The 16,728-nt window shown below is 68.5% G+C and carries 16 protein-coding genes; 12 read left to right on the top strand and 4 right to left on the bottom strand.

Going from position 1 to position 16,728, the window contains the following annotated elements; genetic code table 11:
• Positions 1-8: 8 nt before the first annotated feature.
• On the bottom strand, positions 9-1,361 hold the full coding sequence (locus WFK98_RS16840; RefSeq protein WP_336801041.1) for a ferredoxin reductase family protein: 1,353 nt from the start codon (positions 1,359-1,361) through the stop codon (positions 9-11).
• Positions 1,362-1,469: 108 nt separating this feature from the next.
• Positions 1,470-2,177 carry a GntR family transcriptional regulator gene (locus tag WFK98_RS16845; protein ID WP_266338926.1) on the bottom strand — a complete coding sequence of 236 codons (708 nt, stop codon included), beginning with the start codon at positions 2,175-2,177 and terminating at the stop codon, positions 1,470-1,472.
• Positions 2,178-2,328: 151 nt separating this feature from the next.
• On the opposite strand from WFK98_RS16845, the gene ehuB reads away from it, so the two are divergent.
• From ehuB to WFK98_RS16885, 8 genes are all read left to right on the top strand, one after another.
• Positions 2,329-3,195, top strand: coding sequence for an ectoine/hydroxyectoine ABC transporter substrate-binding protein EhuB (ehuB, locus tag WFK98_RS16850; protein WP_266338927.1), 867 nt, complete (start codon positions 2,329-2,331; stop codon positions 3,193-3,195).
• A gap of 68 nt (positions 3,196-3,263) precedes the next feature.
• Positions 3,264-3,926, top strand: coding sequence for an ectoine/hydroxyectoine ABC transporter permease subunit EhuC (gene ehuC, locus WFK98_RS16855; RefSeq protein WP_336801042.1), 663 nt, complete (start codon positions 3,264-3,266; stop codon positions 3,924-3,926).
• Positions 3,923-4,576, top strand: a complete 654-nt coding sequence (gene ehuD / locus WFK98_RS16860; protein ID WP_336801043.1) for an ectoine/hydroxyectoine ABC transporter permease subunit EhuD — start codon at positions 3,923-3,925, stop codon at positions 4,574-4,576. The genes ehuC and ehuD overlap by 4 nt, the downstream gene beginning before the upstream one ends.
• Positions 4,563-5,363 (top strand): ectoine/hydroxyectoine ABC transporter ATP-binding protein EhuA, encoded by an 801-nt coding sequence (gene ehuA, locus WFK98_RS16865; RefSeq protein ID WP_336801044.1) that lies wholly within the window; start codon positions 4,563-4,565, stop codon positions 5,361-5,363. Before ehuD ends, ehuA begins: the two co-directional genes overlap by 14 nt.
• Before the next feature lies 1 nt (position 5,364).
• Positions 5,365-6,504 (top strand): aminotransferase class V-fold PLP-dependent enzyme, encoded by a 1,140-nt coding sequence (locus tag WFK98_RS16870; RefSeq protein ID WP_336801045.1) that lies wholly within the window; start codon positions 5,365-5,367, stop codon positions 6,502-6,504.
• Between the two features lie 19 nt (positions 6,505-6,523).
• Positions 6,524-7,711 carry a M24 family metallopeptidase gene (locus tag WFK98_RS16875; RefSeq protein ID WP_336801046.1) on the top strand — a complete coding sequence of 396 codons (1,188 nt, stop codon included), beginning with the start codon at positions 6,524-6,526 and terminating at the stop codon, positions 7,709-7,711.
• Between the two features lie 222 nt (positions 7,712-7,933).
• A complete protein-coding gene (locus WFK98_RS16880) occupies positions 7,934-9,166 on the top strand; it encodes a multidrug effflux MFS transporter (RefSeq protein ID WP_266338933.1) in 1,233 nt (410 codons plus the stop codon).
• Positions 9,167-9,305: 139 nt separating this feature from the next.
• On the top strand, positions 9,306-10,778 hold the full coding sequence (locus tag WFK98_RS16885; protein WP_336801047.1) for a mannitol dehydrogenase family protein: 1,473 nt from the start codon (positions 9,306-9,308) through the stop codon (positions 10,776-10,778).
• 55 nt (positions 10,779-10,833) lie between these two features.
• Here WFK98_RS16885 and WFK98_RS16890 read toward each other — a convergent pair whose 3' ends face one another.
• Positions 10,834-11,988: an ROK family transcriptional regulator gene (locus WFK98_RS16890; protein ID WP_336801048.1), complete on the bottom strand. Its 1,155-nt coding sequence runs from the start codon at positions 11,986-11,988 to the stop codon at positions 10,834-10,836.
• Positions 11,989-12,138: 150 nt separating this feature from the next.
• Between WFK98_RS16890 and WFK98_RS16895 the strand changes: the two genes are divergently transcribed.
• The 4 genes from WFK98_RS16895 (at position 12,139) to WFK98_RS16910 (ending at position 16,227) form a co-directional block, all read left to right on the top strand.
• A complete protein-coding gene (locus tag WFK98_RS16895; protein ID WP_336801049.1) occupies positions 12,139-13,263 on the top strand; it encodes an SGNH/GDSL hydrolase family protein in 1,125 nt (374 codons plus the stop codon).
• Between the two features lie 188 nt (positions 13,264-13,451).
• Positions 13,452-14,420 (top strand): sugar ABC transporter substrate-binding protein, encoded by a 969-nt coding sequence (locus WFK98_RS16900; RefSeq protein ID WP_336801050.1) that lies wholly within the window; start codon positions 13,452-13,454, stop codon positions 14,418-14,420.
• 8 nt (positions 14,421-14,428) lie between these two features.
• Positions 14,429-15,226: an ATP-binding cassette domain-containing protein gene (locus WFK98_RS16905; protein ID WP_336801051.1), complete on the top strand. Its 798-nt coding sequence runs from the start codon at positions 14,429-14,431 to the stop codon at positions 15,224-15,226.
• Entirely contained in the window at positions 15,223-16,227 is a 1,005-nt protein-coding gene (locus tag WFK98_RS16910) for an ABC transporter permease (protein ID WP_336801052.1), read from the top strand. Before WFK98_RS16905 ends, WFK98_RS16910 begins: the two co-directional genes overlap by 4 nt.
• Before the next feature lie 45 nt (positions 16,228-16,272).
• On the opposite strand, the gene WFK98_RS16915 is transcribed toward WFK98_RS16910, so the two are convergent.
• Positions 16,273-16,554 carry a hypothetical protein gene (locus WFK98_RS16915; RefSeq protein ID WP_266338940.1) on the bottom strand — a complete coding sequence of 94 codons (282 nt, stop codon included), beginning with the start codon at positions 16,552-16,554 and terminating at the stop codon, positions 16,273-16,275.
• Positions 16,555-16,728: the final 174 nt, after the last annotated feature.

Genomic DNA, 16,728 nt, shown 5'->3' on the forward strand with positions numbered 1-16,728 from the left:
CACGCCCCCTATCGCATCGAGAACAGTTCCTGGTGGAAGCGCGGGCCAACCGGGAAACCCTGCGCCGCGAAGTCGCGCCGCAGCGCGTCGCCAAAGCCGGCCGGTCCGCAGAACCACAGGCTCGCCTCGCGCCAGTTCGGCACGGCGGCGCGGATGCGTTCGCCGGTCAGGAAGCCGTCGCGCGAATCGATCATCAGATGCAGGCGGATATTGGCCGCGCTCGCATCCGCAGCGAGCTTCGCCAGCGCATCCTCGTCGACGTCGGACGTGCTGTGAAACAGGTCGACGGTCTGCCGGCGGGACGGGTCCGTTCCGGCCGCCTCCCGCGCCAGTTGCTCCATCCGTCCGATGAACGGCGTGATGCCGATGCCGCCGGCGATCCAGATCTGGTGCGGACAGGCGTCGTCGAAGGTGAAGCAGCCATACGGCCCCTCGAGCCGGATGGGCTGGCCGATGGCGAGTTTTTCGCGAAGCCGCCCGGTGTGGTCGCCAAGCTGCTTGGCGATCAAGGTGACATGTCGGGTCGTGTCGTTCCAGGCCGAGGCGATCGTGTAGGGGTGCGGCCCCTCGGCCGGGTCCGACATGGCGAAGGCGAACTGCCCGGCCTTGTGCCCGGGCCAGCCCTGGCCGACCTCGATCCGCGTCTCCACCGTCCGCACGCCCGGATAGAAGCGGAGCTCGGCCAGCCGGCCGATCACACGCCGGCTCGCGCCGACGCGATCGGCAAGCGCGAGGACAGCCGCCACCGTCCCGCCAGCGAGCAGCAGCGCAACCAGCCAGCCGAGCGGCGTCGCCCAATTGTCGAAACTGAAGAGAACGACGGCGTGCAGCGCCAGCACGAGATAGGCGATCGCGATCAGCCGGTGCGTCTTGTAAAACCAGCGATAGGGGAAATATCGCACCAGCGCCAGGACGAGCAGGATCACCGCCGCATAGAACGCCCATTCGCCGATCCCCTCGGCGAAGCCGCGCTGGCTGGCGAAGAAGGCCCGGACGGGCTCCTCGATCACAGTGCGCGGCGGGCGCTGGCCGCGCTCGAACAGGCCGAGGCTGATGGCCCAGCCCGGCGCCTGCGACCACATCCAATGCAGGATGGACAGGACCAGCGCGCCGATGCCGAGCCACTTGTGCAGCCGGTACATCTTGTCGAGACCGCCGAACCAGCCCTCCAGCGCGCGCGGCCGCAGCGCCAGCAGCATGGCGACGCTCATGAAGACGATGGCGACGACGCCGGTCAGCTGCATCATCGAGGCGCGGAAGGGGATGAACCCGGCCGGCTGCCAGAGCGAGGGGTCGATCAGGAGATAAAGGGCGGCCGGCACCAGCGCGATCAACCAGAACGCGATCTTGATATTGCGCATCCGATCTCATTCCCATGCGAGGTCCGGAGACAACGGATCCCCGGCAAATCCCCCGCGCTCCCAGCATATCGAAATCGGCGCCGGAACGGCAGCGCGACAAAGCCGCTCCTAGCCCTTGCGCAGGCTCGCGATCGAATCCTGCAGCGTCTCGGCCGCCTTCAGGATGTGGCGGCGCATCGTCAGGCAGGCTTCGCCGAACTTCTTCTCGACGCAGAGCGCGATGATCCGGGCATGGTCCTCGCCCGAGCGGTCGAGGCGGAAATCATAGGATAGCTGCAGCCGGGTGTGACGGTCGCTGTCCTGCAGCAGCTGCGACACGATCTTCAGCGTGCGCGGCTTTCTGGCATGGCGATAGAGGCCGAGATGGAAGGCGGTGTTCAGCTCGGCGCAGCCCGCCATGTCGCCGGCCGCCTGCAGCGCCGCATAGCGCGGGCCGATCGCCCTGAGCAGATCGAAATCCGCCTCGCTCAGATGCGGCGCGCTGGCGCGCAGCAGCCGCGGCTCCAGTTGCGCCCGGAGCTCGAACACCTCGCGGATCTCGTCAAGCGACAGCTCGGACACCACGGCGCCGCGGTGCGGCTGGATGATCACCAGCCCCTCGGCTTCGAGCTGCATCAGCGCTTCGCGGACCGGAATGCGACTGACGTCGAACTCCTCCGCCAGCGCATCCTGCCGCAGCTGCGCGCCGGCCGCCAGGCGGCCGGAAAGGATGCGGTTGCGCATCTCGCCGGCGACGGCCGAGGCGATGGTCTTGTGCTGCAGCCCCTTGCGGGGGCGCACGCCCACGCCCGGCAGATCGAGATCGGTTGTGCCCATGATGCCTCCCCTCTTCTGATTATCGCAGCGCCGGAATCGCCACAATGGGAACATCACGATTTTCGATTGTATAAAATCTACTTGATACGATGCCCCCGTGTCTGCTTAAAATTGGGTCGCGCCTCAATTTCCAGCAAATAAGGGGAACCAAGTGGATTTCACGCGCAGACATTTCCTGCACCTCGCCGGCGGAGCGGCGGCCGGTGCCGCCCTCCTGCCCTCGGTCACGCCCGCCTTCGCCGCCGACGGCGTGCCGAAGACGCTTCGCGTCGGCATGTCGAACCAGCTGCCCTATGCCTTCCTGGATGACGCCGGCAACCTGACCGGCCAGTCGCCCGACGTGCTGCGCGCCGCCATGCGCGACGCCGGCGTCGACAAGATCGAGGCGACGCTGACCGAGTTCGGTGCCCTGATCCCCGGCCTCGTCGCCGGCCGCTTCGACGTCATCTGCACCGGCCTGTTCGTGCGGCCGCAGCGTTGCGAGGCGATCGCCTTCGCCAATCCGGATTCGCTGAGCCGCGAGGGCCTGGTCGTCGCCGCCGGCAACCCGCACAAGCTGAAGTCGCTCGACGACGTCGCCAAGTCGGACGCGCTGAAGATCGGTTTCGTGCGCGGCTCGGTCGACGAGGCCTATGTGAAGGCCGCCGGCATTCCGGAAGCGCGCTGGGTCGTGCTGCCCGACGTGCCGACGCTGTTCGCCGCCATCAAGGGCGGCCGCGCCGATGCGGTGATCAGCTCGCTGGTCATCATCGCGGCGACGCTCGACACCATGAAGGACCCGGCGCTCGAGCTGGTCACCGACTTCGTCGACCCGGTCGTCGACGGCAAGCCGGCGATCGACTACGCCGCGATGGGCTTCCGCAAGGCCGACACGGCCCTGCTCGCCGCCTACAATGCCGGCCTCGCCAGGCTCGTCCAAAGCGGCGAGATCGTCGCGATCAACCAGAAGTGGGGCCTGCCGGCCGCGCTGAGCCCGAACGCGGAAACCCCGTCGATCGAGACGCTCTGCAAGGCCTGACGCCACCCGGCCGGGAGGAGCCATCCTCCCGGCATTCCCTCCCGTGCCGCTGCGAGACCACTAGACCGATGCAGGGACTCCTCGACTCGCTCCCCCAGCTCCTCAAGGGAGCGCAGATGTCGCTGCTGGTGACGCTCGCCGCCGCGCCGATCGCGCTGTGCCTTGCGATCGCGGCCGGCCTGGCGCGGCGCGCGCCGTCGCGGCTATTGCGCTGGATCGCGGTCGGCTATGTCGAGATCTTCCGCGGCACGTCGCTGGTCGTCCAGCTCTTCTATTTCTACTACGTGATGCCGCTGGTCGGGATCAGCCTGGAACCGGTGACAACCGGCATCCTGGTGCTCGCCCTCAACCACGGCGCCTATGGCTCGGAAGTCGTCCGCGCCGGCCTCGGCTCGGTGCCGAAGGGGCAGCACGAAGCCTGCCTGGTGCTCGGCATGTCGGCGCCGCTCGCCATGCGCCGCATCATCTTCCCGCAGGCCTTCGTCGCGATGCTGCCGCCCTTCGGCAACCTCCTGATCGAACTCCTGAAATCGACCTCGCTGCTGTCGCTGATCACCATCTTCGACCTCTCCTTCGCCGGCAACGCTCTGTTCCAGACGACGGGCCGGACCATCGAGGTCGATGGCCTCGTCCTCGTCCTCTACTTCGTCATGGCGACCGGCCTGACCCTCGTCATGCGCCGGATCGAGGCCTGGTTCGGCGCCGGCCGCGAGAAGGAGTTCCGGGCATGATCTTCGACCTCTCCTACATGCTGCAGATCACGCCGCTGCTTCTGAAGGGCGCGGTGGTGACGCTGCAGGCGACCGTGCTCGGCACGCTGCTCGCCGCCATCCTCGGCCTCGGTCTCGCCATCCTGAACCGCTCGCGCTTCCGCCTGGTGCGGCACGTCACCACCGCGGTGATGATGTTCGTCCGCAACACGCCGCTGCTGATCCAGCTGTTCTTCCTGTTCTACGTGCTGCCGCAATACGGCATCGCGCTGCCGGCCTTCGTCACCGGCACGATCGCGCTCGGCATCCATTATTCGACCTACATGGCCGAGGTGTACCGCGCCGGCATCGCGGCGGTGCCGCGCGGCCAGTGGGAAGCCGCCTACGCCCTCAACATGACCCGCCGGCAGATGTGGCTGCGCGTCGTCCTTCCGCAGGCGATCCCGCCGATCATCCCGGCGCTCGGCAACTACACCGTGTCGATGCTGAAGGAGACGCCGCTGCTCGCCACCGTCGGCATCCTCGAACTGCTGGGCATGGCCCTCTTCGAGGCCGCCCGCACCTATCGCTACTACGAGCCGCTGACCCTGGTCGGGATCATCTTCCTGATCTTCAGCCTGATCTCGGCGGTCCTCATCCGAATGCTGGAGAAGCGCTTTGCAACCCGATAACCCCTCGCCCTCCGTCCCGGCGCTCCGGCTTCGCGGCGTCAGCAAGCGCTTCGGCGAACTGACCGTGCTCGACAATCTCGACCTCGACGTCGAGGCCGGCGAGCGCATCTCGATCATCGGCCGAAGCGGTTCCGGCAAGACGACGCTGCTTCGGGTGGTGATGACGCTGGAACAGGCCGATACCGGCATCATCGAAGTGTTCGGCCGCCCGCTCGGCTGGCGCTTGGAAGGCGGCCGACGTGTCGCCATCGACGCGAAGGCCAACCGGGCCGTCCGCGCCGACATCGGCATGGTCTTCCAGCAGTTCAACCTGTTCCCGCACATGACGGCGATCGAGAACGTCATCGAGGCGCCGGTGCATGTGAAGGGCGAGGCCCGCGCCAGCGCCCGCGAGCGCGGCATGGCGCTGCTTCAGCAGGTCGGTCTCGCCGACAAGGCCGATCACTATCCGCGCCAGCTTTCCGGCGGCCAGCAGCAGCGCGTCGCCATCGCCCGGGCGCTCGCCATGCAGCCGCGCATCCTGCTGTTCGACGAGGTAACCTCGGCGCTCGATCCCGAGCGCGTCGACGAGGTGCTCGACGTCATCGGCGCGCTCGCCGAGAGCAACGAGATCACCATGCTGATCGTCACGCACGAGATGCGCTTCGCCCGCGATGTCGCGACGCGGACGATCTTCATGGAGAACGGCCTGGTGGTCGAAGACGACAAGCCTTCCATCGTGTTCGGCAATCCGCGGATGCCGCGCACGCAGTCCTTCCTCAAGAGCATCCTCGACAAAGGGCTCTGAAATGACTTCGGCCCCTGCTCCGATCGATCGAGGATCGCTCCTGCTTCCCGACGGCGTCCATCACCTGCTCTCCGGCGGCGAGGCGCCGATCCCGCGCGCGACGCTCGACGCCTATCGCCGCTATGCCGAGGCCAAGGCTGCCGGACTGCCGGGCCGCAACGCGCTCGAAGCAGCGCATGCCGCCGCCCGCGAGACCCTCGGCCGCCATCTCGGCATGCAGGACGGCCGCGACATCGCCTTCCTCGGCTCGATGAGCGCGGCGCTCGCCGCCGCGATCGGCGCGTTCGACTGGCGCGACGGCGACAATCTCGTCGTGCTCGCCGACGAATTCCCCTCCGTCGTGCTAGCCGGCCGGTCGGTCGAGCGCCTCGGCGTCGAGCTCCGCGTCGTCCCGGTCCGGCCGGGCGAAGCGCCCGAAGAGACCATCCTCGGCGCCGTCGACGCGCGCACCCGGCTCGCCGCGATCAGCCATGTCAGCTTCCGGCACGGCCTCCGCATCGACGTGCCGGCTCTCGCGACCCGGCTGCATGCGGCGGGCGTGGCGCTGGCGCTCGACGTCTCGCATTCGCTCGGCGTGCTGGAGATCCCGGTCGCGGAGTGCGACATCCTCGTCTCCTGCGGCCACAAGTTCCTGCTCGGCGCGCATGGCACCGGCATCCTCGTCTGGAACGAAACCCGCCTCGGCCGGCCGGCCCATGCGACGCCGAGCTGGTCGTCCGTGCGCGACTACGACACGGCGGATGGCAGGCTCGCCTTCACGCCGCTCGAGGGCGGCCGCGCCTTCGAGATGGGCAATGCCGATTTTCCCGCCCTCTACGCGCTGAAGTCGGGGCTCGACCTGCTGGCCCGAAGCTGCCCCGCCGCGATCGAGCGGCACGCCTTGGCGCTGTCTGGCGAGCTTCGCGCCCGCCTCGCCGCCGCCGGGCATGCCGTCTGGACGCCGGAGGCCAGCGAACGGCGCGGCACCAGCATCGCCATCGGCATGGCCCGCTCCGTCGAGGTCGCCGCCCGCCTCGCCGAGGAAGGGATCCTGGTCGCCTCCGGCGACGGCCGCATCCGGATCTCGCTCCACGGCTTCAACACCGAAGCGGACGTCGCGGCCGTCGTCGACGCCCTGTCGCGCGCCGTTTCGAACCCATAACGACAAGAGAAAGAACGACATGAACGCCAAGGTTCCCTATGCGTGGACCGACCGCCAGCCGTGGCTCGAGCTCGATTTCGCGCCGGAGGAGTTTCAGTCCCGCATCGCCGCGGCGCAGGCACAGCTCCGGGCGGCCGGAAAAGAGGCGCTGCTGGTCTGGGAAGACGCCGATCGCGGCGGCAATGTCCGCTACCTCTCCGGCTTCAACATGGTCTGGGGCACCTCGGTCGTCCTCGTCCACCGCGACCGTGAGCCGGTGCTGGTGACGAACGCGATCGCCCATGGCGAGCCGATGCATTCGAACATCCAGTCGAGCTGGATGACGGATGTCCGCGTCTCCTTCGCCGGCACGGCCGACGACCTGCTGGCGATGAGCCTCGACGTCCTCGGCCAGTGGCGGGTCGCTCCCGACGCGCTCGTCGTCGCCGGCCTGGCGCAGATCCCCTATTTCACGGCCAGGGCGATGGCGGCGCGCTGGAGCCACGCGGCGCTCGTCGCCGGCGACGCCATCCTCGACCGGCTGCGCCGCATCAAGAGCCCGGCCGAGATCGCCATCATCCGCCGCGTCGCCGATCTGACCGCGCGCGCCATGGAGCAGGCGATGGACGCGGCCGCCGTCGGCGCCAGCGAAAGCGACGTCGCCGCCGCGGCGCACAGGGCCTGCATGGCGGCCGGCGCCGAGCGCATGTCGTTCGGCTGCTTCCCGGTCGCAGGTCCGCGCGGCGCGCTCAAGAACGTGTTTCCGAGCCCGCAGAACATCATCAGGCCGGACGATCTCGTCGTCATCGACCTCGGCTGCAAGCTGTTCGGCTACCAGTCCGACATGTCGCGCAACGTCGTCGCCGAGCCGTCGCCGCAGGTCGCCCGCATCCTCGCCGCGACGGAGGCCGCCAACAACGCCGCCTTCGCCCATGTGAAGCCCGGCGTCACCACCCATTCCGTCATCGAGACGATGAACGCGGTGATCGCCGAGCACGGCTTCGCGGCATGGGACTTCACCCTGTGCCACGGCTTCGGCCTCGACCTGACCGAGACGCCGGTCTTCCGCAACCGGCCGCCGCTGACGCTGGAGGCCGGCATGTGCTTCTACGTCGAGCCGATCATCGCCGACGAAAGCTTCGGCTGCGCCTGCATAGAGGACATGCTGCTGGTGACGGCGGAAGGCTGCGAGAAGCTCTCGCCCACGCGCGGCCCGGCCTGGCGCTAGCGGCGGATCCCCTTCTTCCTGAAGGCCGCCTGCGGTCGCGAGCCGCCCGGGTCCGCGACCGCAGCCTTCAAGGCCGCAGGAACACGGAAAAACGCGCGCGCCACGCCGCATCTGGCCGCGCGCGAGCGTCGGACGCCTGCGACCAAGCGACCGGCTGAGCCCAGTGGCCGCGCCACGTCGATGGGCCTATAGTCGCCGGATTGAATCGATACAGAGCCCGCAATGCCCCGTTTCCTCAATCCGCATTCGACCGGCTTCCTCGTGCTGCTGAGCCTCTGCAGCGGCCTGCCGGCCCTCGGCACCGACATGGCCCTGTCGGGCACTTCCGCCATCGCGGACGCCTTCCAGGTTCCGGTCAGCGATGTCGGGCTGGCGCTCAGCGCCTTCATGATCGGCTTCGCCGGCTCGCCGCTCCTTTATGGACCGCTGGCCGACCGGTTCGGCCGCAAGCCGGTGATCCTGGTCGCGAGCGCCATCTTCACGCTCGCCAGCATCGGCTGCGCGCTGGCGTCGACCCTGCCGGAGCTGCTCGCCTGGCGGCTGGCGCAAGGCATCGGCGCCGGGGCGAGCCGTTCCCTGCCGACCTCCATCGTGCGCGACCTGTTCGACGGCGCCGTCGCACGGGCGAAGATGTCCTATATCGGCCTGATGGGCCTGCTGGCGCCGATCTGCGCGCCCACCATAGGCTCCGGCCTGCTGCTGCTTTCCAGCTGGCGCGGCATCTACGGCTTCCTGGCGCTGATGGGCGGCGCCGTCTTCGTCGCGATGCTGTTCGGCTATGGCGAGTCGTTCACGCCGACGGCCCAGAACAATCTCCGCCCCGGCCAGATCGCGGCCAACTACGCCGAGACATTCCGGCATCGACAGTCGCTCCGCTACACTCTCGTGGCGACACTGTCGTTCGGCTGCCTGTTCTCCTATGTGAGCGGCTCGCCCTTCGTGCTGATGGAAGCCTACGAGCTGGGCCCGACGGCCTATGGCCTGACCTTCGCCTTCACGACGGTGGCGCTGCTGGCCGGCAATTTCGTCAACGGCAAGCTGAACGCGCGCGCCGTCTCGCCGCGCATTCCGCTCGCCATCGGGCTCGGCCTGGCGGCAGCGACCTCGACGGCGCTGGCCGTGCTTTCGATGACGGTCCACATCCCGCTGCCGCTGCTGCTCGGGCTGGTGGCGCTCTGCATGTTCTCGGCCGGGCTCATCTTCGCCAACGCGATCCAGCTTGCCCTGCAGCCGCTGCCGCATATCGCCGGCGTGGCGAGCGCCGCGCTTGCGGCCTGCCAGCTCGGCCTCGGCGCGATCGCCGGGGCGGCCGTCGCCTATTTCTTCGACGGCCGGACGCCGCTTTCGACCGCCGCCGCGATGGCGATCTGCGCCTGGCTGTCGCTGGCGGTCTATCGCCTGCTGCCAGCGGAGGCGAGCCAGGGCGAGGCGGCCGCAGTCATCGCCACGGAGTGACCTGCAGGACCAGCCCGATCGCAGGCGGCCGGGCGAAAGATGCGTCCGGCCAGCCCCGGCCCGCGGCAAGACCGGCGACAAGTTCCGCCGGCGGCGCTATGACGGGCTCCAACGCAGCCATCAGGGCGGACCCGAAACCATGCACGCTCTCTCTTCCGCGCCACTTGCCTCGATCACCACCGCGACCGTGCCGACCTATGACCGGGCCGCGCTGAAGGCCGGTATCCTGCATTTCGGCCTCGGCAACTTCCATCGCGCCCACCAGGCGGTTTATCTCAACGACCTCTTCCAGAGCGGCCAGGGCCATGACTGGGCCATCATCGGCGCCAGCGTGCGCGAGGCGGATGCGCCGATCCAGCAGAAGCTGAAGGGCCAGCACTGGCTGACCACCGTGGTGGAGCAGGAGGCCGACCGCGCCAGCGCCACCATCACCGGCGCCATGATCGACTACATCGCGCCCGGCGACACCGCCGCGATCCTCGCCAGGCTGCGCGACCCTGCGATCCGCATCGTCTCGCTGACCATCACCGAGGGCGGCTACTACATCGACCCGGCGACGCAGGCCTTCGACGCCAACCACCCGGATATCGCCCACGACGCCACCCACCCCGACGCGCCGCGCACCACCTTCGGCCTGATCCTCGCCGGCCTCGTCCATCGCCGCGACAACGGCATCGCGCCCTTCACCGTGGTGAGCTGCGACAACATCCCCGGCAACGGCCACGTCACCGAGAACGCCATCGCGGGCCTCGCGGAAAAAATCGACCCGGCGCTGGCGCGATGGGTGCGCGACACCGTCGCCTTCCCCAACAGCATGGTCGACCGCATCACCCCGGCGACGACCGAGCGCGAGCGCGACATCCTCGCCCGCGACTTCGACATCGACGATGCCTGGCCGGTCTTCTGCGAGAGCTTCCGGCAATGGGTGCTCGAGGACCGTTTCCCGGCCGGGCGGCCGGCGCTCGAGGCGGTCGGCGTGCAGTTCGTGCCCGACGTCGCTCCCTACGAGCACATGAAGATCCGCATCCTGAACGGCGGCCACGCCACGATCGCCTATCCGGCGAGCCTGCTCGGCATCCACTTCGTGCACGAGGCGATGGAGGACGAGCAGATCGCGCGCTTCCTGGCCAAGGTCGAGGCCGACGACATCGTCCCGATCGTACCGCCCGTGCCGGATACCGACCTCGGGGCCTATTTCGCGCTCTGCCAGCGCCGCTTCGGCAATCCCAAGATCGGCGACACCAACCGTCGCCTCGCTCATGACGGCGCCAACCGCCAGCCGAAGTTCATCATCCCCTCGGCGGCCGACAACCTCGCCGCCGGCCGCGACGCGCCCGGCCTCGCGCTCGTCAGCGCGCTCTGGTGCCGCTACTGCTTCGGCACGACGGATGCGGGCGCGCCTGTCGAGCCGAACGATCCGAGCTGGGACCGCCTCAAGGAAACCGCCCGGCAGGCGAAGGACGACCCGCAGGCCTGGCTGGCGATGCGCGACATCTATGGCGACGTCGGCGCCAACCCGCGCTTCGCCGCCAACTTCGCCCGCGCGCTGAACAGCCTCTGGACGAATGGCGTCCGCGCCACGCTCGAAAGCTACCTCGCCGGTACCCTGTAGGCCGGGCGGAGACCGCGGAACCCGTCTCGACGCGGCGCGCGATCGCGCGCCGCGCTCAATCGGATCTTGAAAGGGTCGCGCCGGAGCTGATCTCGGCCTGGGGAAAGAAGCGGTCGACGAGCGGCAGGCAGGCTGCGCCGAGGCTGACCGCGCGCCGCTCGCTCGTGCCCTCGCGGATCGCGAGCTTCGCAGCCATGCCGGCATCGAGCCGCGCCAGCTCGCTCTTCACCGAAACGACGATGCGCCGGCGCACCGCGGGCGGCAGCAATCCGTCGATGACAGCGAGCTCGCAGCCGATCGTCACCGAAACCGAATAGACGGCATGGGCGATGCCTCGGGCCAGCGCGGCAAGGCGCCGCTCATCCGAGATCGCGTCGGGATGCTCGACGAGCGTCCAGAGCGGCACCGTCGCGCCGTCGAGCCCCGGAACCGGAACCTTGCCGATACCGAGGCCGGCAGCATCGCGGGCAAAATGGATCTGGCCGTTCTGGACCAGGCCGCCGCCGAGGGAATCGCCGATGAACAGATAGGCGAAGCTCGGCACGCCGCTGCCGAGGCCATAGATGAGCTCGCCGCTGCAGGCGGCGACGGCGTCGCTGCTGATGTAGGTGGCGAGGTGAAGCTGACGGCCGAGCGCCAGCAGGGTTTCGTCGACCTCGGCCAGATGGGGGGCGGACTGCGCCTCGTGCCGGCCGGCCGCGACCGCGATGCCGATCCCCTGCAGCCGGGCATTCGCCTCGGCATCGAAGTCGGAGCGGATGTCGACCACCGCCTTGCGGGCCAGCGCGGCGACATCCCCGAGGGTGCGTCCCTCGAGCGAGAAGCGGCGCTCCGCGACGACGAGGCCGGTGAAGTTGACGAGAACGAGATGCGCCTCGCGCTCGCCGACATGGAGGCCGAAGAACATCGCGCCGGCGGCGTGCAGGCTGAGCGGCACGAAGGGCTGGCCGACCTTGCCGCGCACCGGCGCGCCGGCGACCAGAAGCCCGGCCTCGACCAGGCTGCGCGCGATGACCGAGGCGGTCTGCGCGGTCAGCCCCGTCAGTTCGGCGATCTGCGCCTTCGACAGCTGGCCATGGGTACGGATGAGCGACAGGACCAGCCGCTCATTGGCCGCGCGCAGCCCGACCTGGTTGGAGCCGAGGCTGAAGCTCGCCTGCTCGGAAGGGTGGCGCCGCAGAACCGTCGTACCTGGAATATGTCCGGTCAAATCATCCTCATCGCCGCTTCCGCTTGGATAAATAACTAATGTTGAGTTATCTATTGGCGTGCCTCTAGGGTCAAGCGTAGCGTCGAAGTCCCGAAATTTGAAGGTTTTCCAATGACAAAGCGGTGGTGTCCAAGCTGGACGGCGGCCCCCATGAACGTCTGGGCGGCCGATGGAGCCCTGTCGGGCTTCTACAACCAGACGATCCGGGAAGTGGCCCGGATCAGCATCGGCGGCGAACGGCTGGTGCTGCGGCTGACCAATGAATTCGGCGACAGGCCGTTCCAGCTCGACGCCGTACAGATCGCCATGGCCGGCGAAGGCGGCGCCGCCGAGCCGCTGACGACGCGGCCGGTAACGTTTGGCGGCAGCCGCAGCGCGACCATCCACGCCGGCTCCCCCCTGTTCAGCGACCCGATCGATCTCGCGGTCGGCCCGCTCGCCCGCGTCGCGGTGAGCTATTATTCGAGCGGCTTCATCCCGGTCCACACCCATCATTTCGAGGCACAGCAGACCGCCTTCATCTCGGTGCCGGGGAACTTCGCCGCCGCCGAGCAGATGATCGTCCAGCAGACGACGACCAGCCGCTATCTGCTGAGCGCGATCCACTGCGAGACGGAGACGGCGACCGGTGGCGTCGTCTGCATCGGCGATTCCATCACCGACGGCTATGGTTCCAGCATCGACGGCGATTGCCGCTGGCCGGATATCCTCGCGGAACGCTTCCAGCAGCACGGACACGAATCCCTGGCCGTCGTGAATCTCGGCATCGGCGGCAACCGCATCCTGCACAACCGCCGCGGCCAGAAGCTGCTCGAGCGTTTCGATCGCGACGTGGCGAGCCTGGCCGGCATGACGCACCTGGTCGTCCTCGAGGGCATCAACGACATCGTCTGGCCGCATACCGTGCTCGCCGGGCCCGACGAGGAGGTGCGCGCGGACGACATCATCGCCGGCCTCCGCCAGGTGATCGCCCGAGCCCGGATCGCCGGGCTGAAGGTGGCCGTCGGCACGGTGACGCCGTTCGAGGGCACCATGTCGGAAGTGCCCAACAGCGGCTACTATACGGCCGGCAAGGAACGCACGCGGCAGGCCGTCAACAAGTGGGTCCGCAGCCAGGACGACGACGTCCATGTCCTCGATTTCGACGCGGTGCTGCGCGACCCCGCCCACCCTGCCCGGCTGCTTCCGGCCTTTGACAGCGGCGACCACATCCACCCGAACGACAGCGGCTATCGCGCCATGGCCGAGGCGGTCGATCTGGGCTGGTTCAATTAAGTCATTCTGACTTACTTATTGACAAGCCGGCGGTGACATGGGCAAATGGCGACGTTCCGCGGGGAGGCGGAACGTTCCCTGGACGATCGAAAATGACAGCCGAGAACCCGACGAGCGGGAGCCCTTTGCCGGGCCTGCCCGAAGACCGCCGGCGTCGGGGGAACAACAAACCGAGGAGGAACGCCCCAATGCACAAGTCTCGACCTGCAGCCCATTCCGGAATGGCCCGCGTACTCGTCGCCGCCGGCCTGGCCGCCACGGCGCTGAGCGCGCTGCCGGGCGCCGCATCGGCAAAGCCGATCTCGTCCATCCTCTTCGTCAACCCGCTGCCCCAATATCCGGCCTGGCGGCTGATCGGCGACTGCCTCGCCGCCAAGGCGAAGGAACTCGGCATTCCCGAAACCGAAGCCGGCCCGACCGACGGTACGCTGAACACGACGCAGATGTTCACGCAGATCCAGCAGGGCATCGCCAACAATGCCGGCGCCATCATCACCTTTCCGGCCTCGGACGGCTTCGTGCCGATCCTGCAGCAGGCGAAGGCCGCCGACATCATGGTCGGCACGCTCTATGGCGCGGCTGGCACGGAAGCGGCGTCGGACGTCAATGTCGGCGCCAACTTCACCACCGTCGGCGAGATCTTCGCCGCCTCGATCGCCGAGCGCGAGGGACCGCAGAATGTGGGCCTGATGATCCAGGGACCGAGCGGCCCGGGCAAGGCCTTCCTCGACGGCTTCACCGCCGCCGCGGAAAAGTCGGGCAACGTGAAGGTGATCGCCGTCGTCAGCACCAATGACGACGCCAGCAAGGCGCTCGACCAGGCAAACGCGCTGCTGACGGCCCATCCCGAGATCAATGTCATCGCCTCGCACATGGGCAGCGCGACGCAGGGCGCCGTCTCGGCGATCAAGCAGCGCGACCTGGTCGGCAAGGTGGTGATGGTCGCAAACGGCGCCGCCGGCGGCGGCAAGGAAGGCCTGACCGACGGCACGGTGCACAGGCTGATGATGCAGGATCTCTGCAACGCCGGCGGTCAGGTCGTCGACGGCCTGGTCCGGCAGTCGAAGGGCGAGAGCGTGCCGAAGCAGGTCGATGTCGGCGTCCGCATGTTCGGCGCCGAAGGGATTGAGGACTATATCGCCAAGGGCTGGCAGTGAACCGCGCCGTGGCCTCCCAGCGGGAAGGAGCTCCGGCCAACCCCGGCGTTCCAGCCCTCGAACTTCGCTCGATCGGCAAGTCCTTCGGCAATGTGAGGGCGCTGACGAATGTCAGCCTCTCCGCCTATCCGGGCGAGATCCACGCCATCGTCGGCGACAACGGCGCCGGCAAATCCACCACGATGAAGGTGATGTGCGGCATCCATCGTGGCGATAGCGGCGAGATGCTGGTCGGCGGAAACCCCATCGTCATGCACGATCCGTCCGAGGCGCAGCGCCACGGCATCGCCGTCGTGCACCAGGACCTCGCTCTGGTCGAATGCCTCGACATCGCGACCAACATGTCGCTCGGCGCCATCCCCCGGCGCGGCCGCTTTTTCCTTGATCGCCCGCGCATGGAGCGCGAGGCGGCCAAGGTGCTCGACGACCTGCGCATTCGCGTCGGCTCGGTGCGGACCCAGATCGGCCTTCTGTCCGGCGGCGAACGCCAGATCGTCGCCGTGGCGCGCGCCGTCCGGCTCAACCTGCCGATCATGCTGCTCGACGAGCCGACCGCCGCCCTCGGCGTGCGCGAGACCGCCCATGTCGGCAACATCCTTCGCGACCTTCGCGCCAGGGGCAAGACGATCCTCTGCATCAGCCACGACTTCGATTTCGTCTTCCGCCATGCCGACCGCATCACGGTCATGCGACTCGGCAACTCGATCGCGACGCGACGCGTCGCCGAGACCACGCGCGACGAAATCGTCGGCCTTATCACCGGCGCGATCAAGGGTGCCGCATCCGAACCGGAGCCCCTGTCATGACCGCCACCGACTCGCTTTCCCCCCGCGCCCGTGGCAGCGAACGCCGCTTCGGCCTGGCGAGCCTGCTTCGGCCGGAGACGACGCTGATCGCGGTGATCGTCCTCATCGGCATCGCCGCGACGATCCGCAACCCGAACTTCGTCAACCCGCACAATCTCATCGATATCGCCCGCGCCGCGGTCATCTATTTCATCATGGCCTGCGGAGCGTCGCTGCTGATGATCGGCGGCGGCCTCGATTTCTCCGTCGGCTCGGTGTTCACGCTCGGCGGCCTGACGACGGCCTGGATGCTGACGGCCGGCCTGCCGTGGCCGCTTGCCGTCTGCGCCGGCATCCTGGCCGGCATGGTCGCCGGCTATGCCAACATCCTCGTCGTGGCGAAGCTGCATGTTCCTCCCATCATCGCCACGCTCGGCACCTTCTTCATCATCAGCGGCCTCTGCATCGTCGCCACCGGCGGCCAGGATATCCTTCCCCTGCCCCCGACCTTCCAGCGCCTCGGCCAGGGATCGATCTTCGGCGTGCCGTTCATCGTCCTCTATGCGCTGGTCATCGGCCTCGCCTTCTGGTTCCTGCTGGAGCGCACGCCGTTCGGCGTCGAGGTGCGGGCGCTCGGCGGCAACCGCAAGGCGGCGATCGCCAACGGCCTGCGGGTCGGCCGGATCGAGACGACGCTCTATGTCCTGGCCAGCGCCATGGCCGCGCTCGCGGGCATCATCTACGCCGCCCGTGTCGGCAGCGGCCAGGTGGCGGCGGGCGGATCCGCCGTGACGCTGTCGGTGGTGACGGCGGTGCTGATCGGCGGCATCAGCCTTCTCGGCGGTCTCGGCAGCATCACAGGCGTCGCCGTCGGCGCGCTGCTACTCTCGGAGATCGACAATGCGCTGATCGTCGCCAGCGTACCGCCGCAGTACAACAGCATCATCGTGGGCTGCATCCTGATCACGGCGGTCGCCATCGACCATCTGCGCCGCGAACGGCTCTACAAGACGAGGCGCTGAACGAAGCGGCGAACAGGGGCCGCCGGAGGGCACCGGGCCACTGCGTCACCTCTTCGAGCGTCTCGCGCTCCTGATCGCATCGCTTGACGAAGGCGGCGGCGAGGCGGGCGCGCGGCGCGCACGAACGACGTGGCTGTCTCCCGGCCCATAGCCGCCATGGGTGACGAGCGGAACCAGCGCCTTTTCGAAAAGATCATGCTTCGACAGGAAGGAGCGCACGACGCTGGGCACCATCCGGCGCCGTCGCGCCGCGCCTTCGTCGAGATGCCAGCGCAGCATCGCCTGGACGGTCGATTGGACATGCCGGCCGGCGATCTCCCGCAGCACCGGATCCTCCAGCGTGCCGCAGCCATTGCCCCCCCCCGGAGAAGGTGAACCCGCCAATCGGCGACCACGCCTGTTTCAGGATGCGGTGCCGGTCATCGAGCCGCCACTACGACGCGGCCGCAAGACTACCCCGGCTCCAGCGCCCTGGCTGCACCCGCAGCGGGAGACCTACTA

It is taken from the genome of Kaistia sp. MMO-174 (assembly GCF_037147815.1).
GTDB classification, from domain to species: Bacteria; Pseudomonadota; Alphaproteobacteria; order Rhizobiales; family Kaistiaceae; genus Kaistia; species Kaistia nematophila.